The following is an 11,963-nucleotide window of genomic DNA, read 5'->3' as shown; positions in this document are numbered from 1 at the left end:
CGTCACGATGCGCTCCGCACCAGCTTGACCATCCGCTCGACATGCGCCAGCGGCGTCTCGGGCGTGATGCCGTGGCCGAGATTGAAGATCAGCGGCCCGTCGCCCAGCGCCTTCAGGATCGCCCCCACGCCGTCGTCAAGCGCCTTGCCGCCGGCTACAAGCCGCAGCGGATCGAGATTGCCCTGCACGGCGCCGTCACGCTGCAATTCCTTCGCGCTCGACAAGGGCACGGTCCAATCGAGGCCCAGCCCGGTCACGCCGGTCTTCTGGCGATAGCTTCGATAGTGATCTCCCGCGCCCTTGGGAAAGCCGATGATCGGAACATTGGGATGGACAGCCTTCACTTGCCGGACGATCGAGGCCACCGGCTCGACGCAGAACAATTCGAAAGACGCTTCGTCGAGCACGCCTGACCACGAATCGAAGATCTGCACCACGTCGGCGCCGGCCGCGATCTGGCGGATCAGATAGGCAGCCGAATGATCGGCGAGCACCTTCAGCAGCCGAAGAAAGGCCGCCGGCTCGCGATAGGCGAACAGCCTGGCCGGCGCCTGGTCGGGCGTACCGTGGCCGGCAATCATGTAGGTCGCCACCGTCCAGGGCGCACCGCAGAAGCCGATCAGCGTCGTTTCATCAGGCAGTCTGGCGCGCAACCGCCGCACCGTCTCGTAGACCGGCTCGAGATTCACGTGAAACGTTTCGCCGTCGAGAGCCGCAATTTCCGCAGCCGTGATCGGCGTCAGCAGCGGGCCGCGTCCTTCCTCGAAGCGCACGTCGCGGCCGAGCGCATGCGGCACGACAAGAATATCGGAAAACAGGATCGATGCATCGAAGCCGAAGCGTTCGATCGGCTGCAGCGTCACTTCGACGGCGAGATCCGGGTCGTAGCAAAGATCGAGGAAGGATCCGGCCCGTCTCCTCGTCTCCCGGTATTCCGGCAGATAGCGGCCGGCCTGGCGCATCATCCAGAGCGGTGGCGGAAACGCCCCCTTGCCTCTCAACACGTCCAGCACGATCCGGTCTTGAGGCATTGAGCGCTCGCCTTTCCAGGCTTCCCTATAATTAAATATTCTATTTTTAGGAATCTTATGATTCTAAGAGTCTGTTGGTTGTGGTGGTTGTCTGCTGTCCCGCTTTGCCCTCGAAAAGACCAGCCAGCATATTGTCGCGCGCTTCTCCAACGGGATTGCAGGACTTTGTGGAAAACCGCGAATTTACGACTGGAGTCAATGCGTTGCCGCCAGGCCAGGGAAATTGCCCCTGTGGATGAAGCGAAGGCAAAAAGCTCCGTCCCCGGACTTGTCCCCAACCGCCCGGAGAAGCCGACAGCACATCGAATTGTGGACAAACCGCCATCTGATACAGTCGCTTTGCGGTGGCCGAGTTTCCCGCCCGGCTTATCCACATCGGCCCACAGCCTGGAATGTATCCTGTGAACAAACCGCAGAGCTTCTTTCACCTTCACCTGATTTCCGACGCCACCGGCGAAACGCTGCTGGCCGCCGGCCGCGCGGCTTCCGCGCAATACAAGGACGCGCGCGCCATCGAACATATCTACCCGCTCATCCGCACCGAAAAGCAGGTGACGAAGGTGTTCGAGGATATCGAGGAGGAGCCGGGCATCATCCTCTATACGGTGGTCGACCAGAAGCTTGCCCGCGGCATCGACGAACGCTGCGCGGCCATGGGCCTGCCTTGCGTCTCGGTGCTGGAACCGGTGCTGACGGTGTTCCAGTCCTATCTCGGCACGCCGGCCGGCCGCCGCGTCGGTGCCCAGCATGTGCTGGACGCCGAATATTTCCGCCGCATCGACGCGCTCAACTTCACCATGGAGCATGACGATGGCCAGCTGCCGGCCAATATGGATGATGCCGACATCGTGCTCGTCGGCATCTCCCGCACCTCGAAGACGCCGACCAGCATCTATCTCGCCAATCGCGGCATCAAGACCGCCAACATCCCGATCGTGCTCGGCGTTCCGGTGCCCGAAAGCCTGGTCAATGCCACGAGGCCGCTGATCGTTGGCCTGGTCGCCACCGCCGAACGGATCTCGCAGGTCCGGCAGAACCGCATTCTCGGCACCAGCGCCTACGAACCGACCGACTATGTCGACCGCGCCGCGATCGCCGAAGAGCTCGCCTATGCCCGCCAGATATGCACGCGGCACGGCTGGCCGATGATCGACGTCAGTCGCCGTTCGATCGAGGAGACGGCGGCGGCCATCGTTGCCCTGCGCGGCAAGACGCGGTAGGGCGTGTGATATTCAGGTGATGCCGGCCTGCAAACGGCGGTTTCCTGCGCTTCCGGTGCTCACGTACGAAAAGTACGCTCCGCTCCGGTTCTCGGAAGCCACCGTTTTCGGCTCGGCCTGACCTGAATCTCGACACACCCTAGTGTCAGGAACCGGGTGAAAAAATGGCTGAAAAAATCATCCTTGCCTCGGGCAGCCCGTTCCGCAAGGCGCTGCTCGTCAATGCCGGCGTCACTGTCGAAGCGGTTCCGGCCTCTGTCGATGAGCGCGCGCTCGAGGCGCCGCTGCAGAATACTGGCGTGTCGCCGGAGGACGTCGCCCTGGTGCTCGCTGAAGCCAAGGCCACCGACGTCAGTGAGCGCAAGCCCGGCGCCCTGGTGCTCGGCTGCGACCAGACGCTGTCGCTCGGCGACGAGCTGTTCCACAAGCCGGCCGACATGGAAGGAGCGCGCCGTCATCTGCTGGCGCTGTCGGGCAAGACGCATCATCTCAACAGCGCCGTCGTGCTCGGCCGTGACGGCCAGGTTCTATGGCGGCATGTCGGCATCGCCAGCCTGACCATGCGCAAGCTCGATCCGGCCTTCATCGGCCGCCATCTGGCGCGCGTCGGCGCCAAGGCGTTGTCCAGCGTCGGCGCTTACCAGATCGAAGGCGAAGGCATCCAGCTGTTCGAAAAAATCGAAGGCGACTATTTTACTATTGTCGGCTTGCCACTTTTGCCGGTGCTGGCCAAGCTGCGTGAGTTCGGGGCGATCGATGGCTGAGGCCCCAAAAAAAGCCTTCGTCACCGGCCACCCGATCGCGCATTCCAGGTCTCCGAAGATCCACGGCCACTGGCTGGTGAAATACGGCATCGACGGCGTCTACGAGGCCATCGACGTTGCACCGGAGGCCTTTGCCGAATTCCTGCAGGCGCTGCAGGCACAAGGCTATCGCGGCGGCAACGTCACCATCCCGCACAAGGAAGCCGCCTTCGCACTGGCGGCGCGACGCGACGCCGACGCCGAACAGATCGGTGCGGTCAATACGCTGTGGTTCGAGAATGGCGAATTGTGCGGCGGCAACACCGATGCCCATGGCTTTGCCGCCAATCTGGACGAATATGCACCGGGCTGGGCGGCCAACGGCCCCGCCGTGGTGCTCGGTGCCGGCGGCGCCGCTCGCGCGGTCATCCATGCGCTGAAGCAGCGCGGCGTCAGCGACATCCGCATCGTCAACCGGACGCTTGCGAGGGCGCAGGAGCTGCGCGACCGCTTCGGTGCCGGCGTTTCCGCCCACAACCTCGCGGCGACCGGCGAATTGCTCGAAGATGCCGGCCTGCTGGTCAACACGACAGCGCTCGGCATGCATGGCAATGAAGGCCTGTCCGCGGATCCAGGCAGACTGCCGGACCGCGCCATCGTCACCGACATTGTCTACGTGCCGCTGGAGACGCCGCTGCTTGCTACCGCCAAAGCGCGCGGCCTGAGAACCGTCGATGGGCTCGGCATGCTGCTGCACCAGGCGGTGCCCGGCTTCGAGCGCTGGTTCGGCATCAGGCCAGAAGTCACCGCCGAACTGCGGCAAATAATTATTGCCGATATCGGCGCGATAAAATGATCGTGCTCGGCCTCACCGGATCGATCGGCATGGGCAAATCGACCGCGGCCAAGATGTTCGCCGAAGCCGGCGTGCCGGTCCATGATTCCGACGAGGCTGTGCATCGGCTTTATGCCGGCAAGGCCGCGCCCTTGGTCGAGGCGGCCTTTCCCGGCACCACCAGATCCGGTGCGGTCGACCGCGCGGCACTGGCGGAGCGGGTGCTCGGCGACGCCGCCGCGCTGAAACGGCTGGAAGCGATCATCCATCCGCTGGTCCGTGCCGATGCCGATGCCTTCCTGGCTGAACATCGTGCCGCCGGCGCGCCGCTTGCCGTGCTCGATATACCGCTGCTGTTCGAGACCGGCGGCCGCAACCGCGTCGACAAGGTCGTGGTCGTCACCGCGCCGCCCGAAGTCCAGCGCGCCCGCGTGCTGGCGCGGCCGGGTATGAACGAGGAGAAACTGGCGTCGATCCTGGCCAGGCAGGTTCCTGACGCCGAAAAGCGCCGGCGCGCCGACTTTGTCATCGACACCGGTCAGGGCTTTGACGCCACTCGCGCGGCCGTCAAGGCCATCATCGCCGAACTAGTCGTGGATAAGGCAGCCAGACCTGGTTAGGAGGCTTGCAGCCCGCATTACTTGTTGCCATTTTGTTCCTGGCGTGATTCGGCTAGAATGATGCCGGCACCAGTGGACTGATTCGATGCGTGAGATCATCTTCGATACGGAAACCACCGGCCTCGACACGCGCGAGGACCGCGTCATCGAGCTTGGCGGCGTCGAGCTGGTCAACCGCTTCCCGACCGGCCGAACCTTCCACAAATACATCAACCCGCAAGGCCGCCAGATCCATCACGAGGCGCAGGCCGTGCACGGCATCAGCGCCGCCGATCTTCAGGGCAAGCCGACTTTCATGGAGATCGCCGAGGAGTTTCTGGCCTTCATCGACGGCGCCAAACTGGTCGCGCACAATGCCGGCTTCGACATCGGCTTCCTCAATCTCGAATTCGGCCGGCTTGGCCATCCGGCCATCGATCCGGGACGGATCGTCGACACGCTGGCGCTGGCGCGCCGCAAGCATCCGATGGGCCCCAATTCGCTCGACGCGCTCTGCCGCCGCTACGGCATCGACAACGGCCGCCGCACCAGGCACGGCGCGCTGCTCGATTCGGAATTGCTGGCCGAGGTCTATATCGAGCTCATCGGCGGCAAGCAGGCAAGCCTTATCCTCGACAGCATCCTGACTCCGGCGGGCGGCAGGCAGGATGTCGACGACATCGATATTTCGATCGGTGTGCGGCCGATCGCCTTGCCGTCGCGCCTGACCGATGCCGAGCGCGCAGCACACGCAGGCATGGTTGGCAGCCTCGGCGAAAAAGCGCTGTGGCTGCGCGTCCCCCCGGAAGCGAGTTCCGCGGCACAGTGATTTTGACCGGAGTGATCCTTCGCGCCCCCCTCTGTCCTGCCGGACATCTCCCCCTCAGGGGGGTGTTTGGACCGGAGACATCGCGAACAGGTGTGCGAGGACATCGCGAACAGTTTGGCGCGCTTTGCGCCGGGAGGTTCGGGATGCCATTCGAGGACACGAGCGCGATGTCTCCGGTCCAAACAGGGGGGGAGATTGGCAGACCCAGCGTCTCGCTCATTCCTGCGGCGATGAAGGATTGGCGAAGGCTGACGTGAAGTCCGATCTCCCCCCTTGTACTGCCCCGCCGGCGTCTCAAACAAAAAACCCGGCTTCGCGCCGGGTTTTTCAAACGCTGCGAGCCAACCAGCCTCAGCTCACCTTGACCTTGGCGGCGGCAGCTTGGTCCTCGGTCAGCTTCTGCTGGAACATCTGCGCGAAATCGATCGGGTCTAGCATCAGCGGCGGGAAGCCGCCGTTGCGTGTTGCCTCGGCGATGATCTGCCGGGCGAACGGGAACAGCAGCCGCGGGCATTCGATGAACAGGATCGGCAGCATGTGCTCCTGCGGGAAGCCGCTGATGGAGAAGACGCCGCCATAGACCAGCTCGACGTTGAACAGCACTTCCTGGTCGAACGACGCTTTTGCGTTCAGCGTCAAATTGACGTCGAACTGCTTGTCCGAAAGCGGGTTGGCGTTCACGTTGACATTGATGGCGATGCCCGGAGCCTTGTCGCGGCCGCGCAACGAGTTCGGTGCGCCGGGGCTTTCGAAGGACAGGTCCTTCACATATTGCGCAAGCACGTTGAGCGAAGGCTGCGCCGCATTTCCATTACCGTTGGCTGCGCCGGTCGGCGCGTCGTCGTTGCTGGCCATAAGCTGTGGTCCTTTTGCCTGGGCAGCGTTGCTGACCGGATTGAAATTCGGGCGTTCGCTATCATGGCCGGCCCGACAAGACAAGTTTGCAAAAGACACCGGTTGCCTTGCAGCTACTCGTCCTTGAGGCGGCGCCAGGGAGAACCCGGTCCGCGCGTATGGTCGTCGGCCCGCGAATAGTCGCCTTCGTCGAGATCGATGGTCTTGCCGCGTTGCCTTGCCCGCAAACCACTGCTGAAATCGGTTGCCAGCACGATGCGGCCTTTCAGCATCCGCCAGGCAAGATCGCGCACCGGCGGCAGGAACAGCAGAAGGCCGAAAATATCCGAGATGAAGCCGGGGATGATCAAAAGGATCGCTGCCAGCACGATCATGGCGCCATGCGCAAGCTGGCCGCTCGGATCACGCCCGGCATCCATTTCGGCACGGACCCTGGCCATGACGCCAAAACCCTGGTGCCGCAGCAGCAGGGCGCCGGCGACACTCGAGGCCATCACCAAGCCGACTGTCGCCAGCGCGCCGACCTGGCGGCCGACAATAACGAAACCCGCTATCTCCAGCAGCGGAAGCGCGAGAATGAACAGGGGAAGCAGCGAGATACGCAAATCTTGACCGATCGTTTCGATGTTTTGCCGGCCGGCGAGCAATCGCCGCTGGCACCAGAGCTGTTAGATAGGTATGGCTGCCTTTGATTTGAATGATTGCGCCATGCGTTCTATATGCTTTGGATACTGAACGCTATGTGATCGCGGCCCTTGCTTGGCCGCTGGTCCGGCCAAAGCAGGGATTGATTGGCGCAAGATATGGGCTTCTTCGACTTCGGCACGATTTTCTTTCTGATTGCGGCGGTGGTGATCTTCTTCCAGCTGCGCAACGTGCTTGGCCGACGCACGGGCAACGAGCGCCCACCCTTCGATCCATATACGGCAGCGCGCAAAAACGACAAGGATGCCGCCCAGAAACCCGAGAACGTGGTCTCGCTGCCGCGCAAGCGCCTGGCGGGAGAGCCGGCGGCCGATGCCTATGTGGCGATCGATGCCTTTGCCAAGCCGGACACCGATCTCAACCGGGGCCTGCGGGCGATCAAGGACAATGATCCGACCTTCGACCCGAAGACCTTCGTCGACGGCGCCAAGATGGGGTACGAGATGATCGTCATGGCCTACGCCGATGGCGACCGCAAAACGCTGAAGAACCTTTTGTCGCGCGAGGTCTATGACGGCTTCGTCGCGGCCATCGGCGACCGTGAGGCGAAAGCCGAAAAGATCCAGTCCTCCTTCGTCGGCATCGACAAGGCCGACATCGTTTCGGCCGAGATGAAGGGCAGCGAGGCCCACATCACGCTGCGCATTGTCAGCGAACTGATTTCGGCGACCCGCGACAAGGCCGGCGCCGTCATCGACGGCGATCCCGAAACCGTCGCCGAGGTCAAGGATGTCTGGACCTTCGCTCGTGACGCGCGCTCGCGCGATCCGAACTGGAAGCTCGTCGCCACCGAAGAAGAAGACTGAACTGGACGGCGGCGGAGGCTGTCGTGTCGCTTTCTCGAGCCTTCAGCGAAAAATCCTTTGGCGAATTGCCGGGCTGGGGTGAGGACGACCATCTCCCTGCCTTTGACGCCTTTCGCCGCTCAGCCTTTCATATCCTGAGCAAACCCTACCGCTCCGGCGCGCTCGGCGTCGACTACAATGGCTTTGCCGACGCCTATGCCGAAGCGCGCACCGTTTCGCCGGCGAATCGGTCGCAGGCTCGAAGCTTTTTCGAGCGCCATTTCGTTCCGGCCCGTATCGATGCCGAAGATGGTGGTCCCGGCCTGGTCACCGGCTTTTATGAGCCGGAGGTCGAAGCCTCGCCGGTACGCACGCAACGGTTTTCGGTGCCGTTGCTGGCGCGCCCGGCCGACCTAGTCGACATCGACGACGGCAATCGTCCTTCAGCCTTGGATCCTTATCTCGCCTTTGCTCGTGCGGCGCCGAACGGCCCGGTCGAATATTTCGACCGCGGCGAGATCGAACGCGGCTCGCTTGCCGGAAAAAGGCTGGAAATCGCTTGGCTCGCCGACAAGGTCGACGCCTTCTTCATTCACGTGCAGGGCGCGGCACGCCTCAAGATGACCGACGGCAGGCTTCGCCGCATCACCTATGCCGCCAAATCCGGCCAGCGCTTTACCGGACCGGGCAAGATCTTGAGCGAGGAAGGCGAGATCCCGCGGGAGAAAGTGACGATGCAGTCGATCCGTGCCTGGTTCAAGGCGCATCCGGAACGCGTCGACGAGATCCTTTGGCGCAACCGCTCCTACATCTTCTTCCGCGAGATGGGCGTCGACGACCCAGAGCTCGGCCCGATCGCTGCCGCCAAGGTGGCGCTGACACCCGGCCGCTCGATCGCCGTCGACCGACTGCTGCACACGTTCGGCACGCCCTTCCATATCGATGCGCCGTCGCTGACCGCTTTCGACGGAAAACCGTTCCGGCGGCTGATGATCGCGCAGGACACCGGCTCGGCGATCACCGGGCCGGCCCGCGGCGATCTGTTTGCCGGGTCGGGCGATGCTGCCGGCGAGATCGCCGGCGTTATCCGCAACGCCGCAGATTTTTATGCGCTGATCCCCCGGCCGCTGGTTTCAGGAGCAGGCCGATGACCCGGCGCATCGACAGGCTGAGCGAGGACGACCGGGTGCTGTGGAACCTGGTGGCGCACACGGCAAAACCGCTGAAGGGCAGAACCGCCGTCGAAATTCCGCACGTCGGGCCGGAGATCGACGAGACCAGGCAGGCGCCGCCGCCGGCACAGGTCGCGGGCAATGCTGCCACGGCCGCAAAGCCGAAGGCGCAGCACGTCTCCCACGCACTCGACGAACCGACGCTGGACAAGCTGTCGAAGGGCCGGCTGCCGATCGAGGGCCGCGTCGACCTGCATGGCCTGACCCAGGACGAAGCCTATTCGCTGCTGTTTTCCTTTCTGCACCGGGCGCATGCCGGCGGCATCCGCTACGTCCTGGTGATCACCGGCAAGGGCTCTTCGTCGGGCGGCGATGGCGTCTTGCGGCGCGCCGTGCCGTCATGGCTGTCGACACCGGCCTTCCGGCCCCTCGTCTCCAGCCACGACCATGCCGCCCGCAAACATGGCGGCTCGGGTGCGCTCTATATCCGCTTGCGGCGGGCGCGCTCATGAGGACACGCCGATCAGGGACGCACCTATGAGGATGCACCCATGAAGGTGCGCTTGTGACCCCATTCGGCGAAAAGCTTCGCGTGCTGCGAAACGAGCGCGGCGTCAGCCAGAAGGACATGGCCAAGGCGATCGGCGTCAGCGCAGCCTATCTCTCGGCGCTGGAACACGGCCGCCGCGGTGCGCCGAGCTGGACGCTGATCCAGAAGATCATCGGCTATTTCAACATCATCTGGGACGACGCCGAGGAACTGGCGCGGCTGGCCGAAACCTCGCATCCGCGTGTCAAGCTCGACACGTCGGGCCTTAGCCCGGCGGCGACCGAGCTTGCCAACCTTCTGGCCGACAACATCGAAAAGCTTGACGAAGCCGAGCTTCGCCGCATCATTGCGTCGCTCCGCGCCGCACTGGCACGACCGAAATGAGCTGCCTTGTTACTGGACAGAGCCGACCAGCACCTGCTGGCCGCCGCGGATCGACACCCAGCGGCCGGTATTGTCGATCGCCTGCCGCTTGAGGAAACGATAGCCGGTCTGGTCCCAGGAACGGACCTGGTCGGTCAGATTGTCAAGGATGTAGTCGCCCTTGTCGGTGCGCACCGTCAGCACGGCGTGGCCTTCGCCATCCGGCTTGCGCACGACGGTCATCAGCAGATCGGAAAACGAGACGCCCAGCCGGTTCAGCTCACGGCGCTTTTCCAGGACATAGTCCTCGCAATCGCCGACGCCCTTGTCGGGATAGGCCCAGACCTCGTCCTTGCCGTAGATGTCGAAGTCGCTCTCCGGCTTGACGGCGGCGTTGACCCTTGTCGTGACGCTGAGCAGCTTGCGCCACAGCGAGCCGGTCAGACTGGCGGGCGACAGATCCTTCGGGCGGATCGAACATTCGGACGCGTAGCTCTTGCAGAAATCATAATGGCCGATCGGCTGCGAGGTCGGGCCACCTGTTATCATCGGGCTGGCTGCCGAGGCCGAACCGGCCCAACCTGCCGCCACAGTAAGTCCGGCCAGCGCACACAGGCGCAGCGTTCTCGCCATTGGTGAGGAAATCATTGTCCCCGCTTGTCCCTTGTTGTTAACGAAACGTTAAGGGGTATTTACAGTCCGTGTCAATTATGAGGATGGATTGATTTTTGCGGCATGGTTACCCGCGTGGCGCCAACGCGACTATTGTGCAACAGGTCGACCGGCCGCACGGCCCCGCCAACCGATGATTTTGGCATTGACCGACCTGATGCGGATTGACGGGCATCATCACTGGTCGCCTATTTCTTGCCGGTCCTGACCAGCTTGGGCTTGACCGCAACACGGTTCTGACGGCCGTAGCTGGTAATGAAGTCGACGATGCGCGGCACGATTTCGGAGCGGAAGCGCGAGCCGTTGAACACACCATAATGGCCGACCGCCGGCTGCATGTAATGGGCGTGCCTGTCGGCCGGGATGTTGATGCACAGGTCGTGCGCAGCCTTGGTCTGGCCGAGGCCGGAGATGTCGTCGTTCTCGCCCTCGACCGTGAACAGGGCGACATTGCGGATCGCCGAAGGGTCGACCGCCACGCCGCGATGCGTCATCGTGCCCTTGGGCAAGGCCTGGCGGACAAACACGGTGTCGACGGTCTGCAGGTAGAATTCCGCCGTCAGATCCATCACCGCCAGATATTCGTCGTAGAACTCGCGGTGCTTCTCGGCATTGTCGCCGTCATGCTTCACCAGATGCATGAAGAAGTCCTTGTGGGCGATGATGTGGCGGTCGAGGTTCATGCTCATGAACCCCGAAAGCTGCAGGAAGCCGGGATAGACCTCGCGGCCGAAGCCCGGCACCGGCCAGGGCGCGCGCATGATGACGTTGTCGCGGAACCAGTCGATGCCCTTTTCCTGCGCCAGCAGATTGACCGCCGTCGGATTGCGGCGCGTGTCGATCGGCCCGCCCATCAGCGTCATCGTCGAGGGCACGAACGGATCACCCTTGGCTTCCATCAGTGCCGCCGCCGCCAGCACCGGCACCGAAGGCTGGCACACCGCCATCACATGGGTGTCGGGACCCAGCGCATGCAGCATGTCGACGATGTAGTCGATATAGTCGTCAAGATCGAAGCTGCCGTCGGCAAGCGGCACCATGCGGGCGTCGACCCAGTCGGTGATATGCACGTCGGCATAGGGCAGCATCGCCTCAACCGTGCCGCGCAGCAGCGTCGCGTAGTGGCCAGACATCGGCGCGACGATCAACAGTTTCGGATCCGGTCGGCGCCCAGCAGGAACCGCCCGCTCGAAACGGACCAGGTTGCAGAACGGCCGCGACCAGACGGTATGTTCGCTGACCTCGACGGTTTTCCAGTCGACCACGGTCTTGGTCAGGCCGAATTGCGGCTTGCCGTAGCGGCGCGTCGTGCGCTCGAACAGTTCGGCCGTTGCCGCAACCGAGCGACCCCAGGACGTGTGTGAGACCGGGTTGAGCGGATTGGAGTAGAACAGGCGCACCGCATCGGCATAGAGGCGCGCCGGCTGCAAGGCGGCGTGGTTCAGTTCGTAGAGCTGGTAGAACATCGAGAACCCCGCTGCCGACTGCGATCGAAGGGCCGACGAGCAGCGCCGAGCCTTGAATGCCTTGCGGGGAAGTTAGCAACAATCTGCTGCGATGCAATACGTCAACTTGCGTGATTTAGGCTCGTTCTTTCGTCCAAG

Annotated in this window: 14 protein-coding genes; 9 read left to right on the top strand and 5 right to left on the bottom strand. The window is 63.3% G+C overall.

Going from position 1 to position 11,963, the window contains the following annotated elements; genetic code table 11:
- Positions 1-2: 2 nt before the first annotated feature.
- Positions 3-1,031 carry a uroporphyrinogen decarboxylase gene (hemE, locus tag NKH60_RS23385; RefSeq protein ID WP_352837257.1) on the bottom strand — a complete coding sequence of 343 codons (1,029 nt, stop codon included), beginning with the start codon at positions 1,029-1,031 and terminating at the stop codon, positions 3-5.
- A gap of 401 nt (positions 1,032-1,432) precedes the next feature.
- On the opposite strand from hemE, the gene NKH60_RS23380 reads away from it, so the two are divergent.
- From NKH60_RS23380 to dnaQ, 5 genes are all read left to right on the top strand, one after another.
- On the top strand, positions 1,433-2,251 hold the full coding sequence (locus tag NKH60_RS23380; RefSeq protein ID WP_254817949.1) for a pyruvate, water dikinase regulatory protein: 819 nt from the start codon (positions 1,433-1,435) through the stop codon (positions 2,249-2,251).
- Positions 2,252-2,415: 164 nt separating this feature from the next.
- A complete protein-coding gene (locus tag NKH60_RS23375) occupies positions 2,416-3,015 on the top strand; it encodes a Maf-like protein (RefSeq protein ID WP_352473997.1) in 600 nt (199 codons plus the stop codon).
- On the top strand, positions 3,008-3,850 hold the full coding sequence (locus NKH60_RS23370) for a shikimate dehydrogenase (RefSeq protein WP_352837254.1): 843 nt from the start codon (positions 3,008-3,010) through the stop codon (positions 3,848-3,850). The genes NKH60_RS23375 and NKH60_RS23370 overlap by 8 nt, the downstream gene beginning before the upstream one ends.
- Entirely contained in the window at positions 3,847-4,449 is a 603-nt protein-coding gene (coaE, locus tag NKH60_RS23365) for a dephospho-CoA kinase (RefSeq protein WP_352837251.1), read from the top strand. Before NKH60_RS23370 ends, coaE begins: the two co-directional genes overlap by 4 nt.
- An 85-nt stretch (positions 4,450-4,534) precedes the next feature.
- On the top strand, positions 4,535-5,257 hold the full coding sequence (gene dnaQ / locus NKH60_RS23360) for a DNA polymerase III subunit epsilon (RefSeq protein ID WP_352837248.1): 723 nt from the start codon (positions 4,535-4,537) through the stop codon (positions 5,255-5,257).
- A 351-nt stretch (positions 5,258-5,608) separates the two neighbouring features.
- Here dnaQ and secB read toward each other — a convergent pair whose 3' ends face one another.
- Both secB and NKH60_RS23350 read right to left on the bottom strand, forming a co-directional pair.
- The gene (gene secB / locus NKH60_RS23355) at positions 5,609-6,112 is read right to left on the bottom strand and encodes a protein-export chaperone SecB (RefSeq protein ID WP_352491249.1); all 504 of its coding nucleotides are present in this window, start codon (positions 6,110-6,112) and stop codon (positions 5,609-5,611) included.
- Between the two features lie 113 nt (positions 6,113-6,225).
- Positions 6,226-6,717 (bottom strand): FxsA family protein, encoded by a 492-nt coding sequence (locus tag NKH60_RS23350; RefSeq protein WP_352873463.1) that lies wholly within the window; start codon positions 6,715-6,717, stop codon positions 6,226-6,228.
- Between the two features lie 198 nt (positions 6,718-6,915).
- Here NKH60_RS23350 and NKH60_RS23345 point away from each other — a divergent pair, with 198 nt between their 5' ends.
- The 4 genes from NKH60_RS23345 to NKH60_RS23330 are packed head-to-tail and all read left to right on the top strand — an operon-like array spanning position 6,916 to position 9,708.
- Positions 6,916-7,623 (top strand): Tim44/TimA family putative adaptor protein, encoded by a 708-nt coding sequence (locus NKH60_RS23345; RefSeq protein ID WP_352873472.1) that lies wholly within the window; start codon positions 6,916-6,918, stop codon positions 7,621-7,623.
- A gap of 23 nt (positions 7,624-7,646) precedes the next feature.
- Positions 7,647-8,753, top strand: coding sequence for a murein transglycosylase A (gene mltA / locus NKH60_RS23340; protein ID WP_352836181.1), 1,107 nt, complete (start codon positions 7,647-7,649; stop codon positions 8,751-8,753).
- Positions 8,750-9,286 carry a Smr/MutS family protein gene (locus tag NKH60_RS23335; protein WP_352473990.1) on the top strand — a complete coding sequence of 179 codons (537 nt, stop codon included), beginning with the start codon at positions 8,750-8,752 and terminating at the stop codon, positions 9,284-9,286. The genes mltA and NKH60_RS23335 overlap by 4 nt, the downstream gene beginning before the upstream one ends.
- Before the next feature lie 53 nt (positions 9,287-9,339).
- Complete coding sequence (locus NKH60_RS23330; RefSeq protein ID WP_352473989.1) at positions 9,340-9,708, top strand: helix-turn-helix domain-containing protein; 369 nt, start codon at positions 9,340-9,342, stop codon at positions 9,706-9,708.
- Between the two features lie 9 nt (positions 9,709-9,717).
- On the opposite strand, the gene NKH60_RS23325 is transcribed toward NKH60_RS23330, so the two are convergent.
- Entirely contained in the window at positions 9,718-10,335 is a 618-nt protein-coding gene (locus NKH60_RS23325) for a transglutaminase-like cysteine peptidase (RefSeq protein ID WP_352473987.1), read from the bottom strand.
- Between the two features lie 212 nt (positions 10,336-10,547).
- Positions 10,548-11,825, bottom strand: coding sequence for a polyhydroxyalkanoate depolymerase (locus NKH60_RS23320; protein ID WP_352473986.1), 1,278 nt, complete (start codon positions 11,823-11,825; stop codon positions 10,548-10,550).
- Positions 11,826-11,963: the final 138 nt, after the last annotated feature.

It is taken from the genome of Mesorhizobium sp. M1006 (assembly GCF_040318825.1).
Lineage (GTDB): Bacteria > Pseudomonadota > Alphaproteobacteria > Rhizobiales > Rhizobiaceae > Mesorhizobium.
This window is presented reverse-complemented; position numbering and strand designations above follow the sequence as displayed.

Excerpts from the sequence above, each read along its gene's own strand:
- NKH60_RS23320 (WP_352473986.1), bottom strand. The coding sequence starts at position 11,825 with ATGTTCTACCAGCTCTACGAACTGAACCACGCCGCCTTGCAGCCGGCG.
- coaE (WP_352837251.1), top strand. The coding sequence starts at position 3,847 with ATGATCGTGCTCGGCCTCACCGGATCGATCGGCATGGGCAAATCGACC.
- NKH60_RS23375 (WP_352473997.1), top strand. The coding sequence starts at position 2,416 with ATGGCTGAAAAAATCATCCTTGCCTCGGGCAGCCCGTTCCGCAAGGCG.
- NKH60_RS23370 (WP_352837254.1), top strand. The coding sequence starts at position 3,008 with ATGGCTGAGGCCCCAAAAAAAGCCTTCGTCACCGGCCACCCGATCGCG.
- NKH60_RS23335 (WP_352473990.1), top strand. The coding sequence starts at position 8,750 with ATGACCCGGCGCATCGACAGGCTGAGCGAGGACGACCGGGTGCTGTGG.
- dnaQ (WP_352837248.1), top strand. The coding sequence starts at position 4,535 with ATGCGTGAGATCATCTTCGATACGGAAACCACCGGCCTCGACACGCGC.
- secB (WP_352491249.1), bottom strand. The coding sequence starts at position 6,112 with ATGGCCAGCAACGACGACGCGCCGACCGGCGCAGCCAACGGTAATGGA.
- NKH60_RS23345 (WP_352873472.1), top strand. The coding sequence starts at position 6,916 with ATGGGCTTCTTCGACTTCGGCACGATTTTCTTTCTGATTGCGGCGGTG.
- NKH60_RS23325 (WP_352473987.1), bottom strand. The coding sequence starts at position 10,335 with ATGATTTCCTCACCAATGGCGAGAACGCTGCGCCTGTGTGCGCTGGCC.
- hemE (WP_352837257.1), bottom strand. The coding sequence starts at position 1,031 with ATGCCTCAAGACCGGATCGTGCTGGACGTGTTGAGAGGCAAGGGGGCG.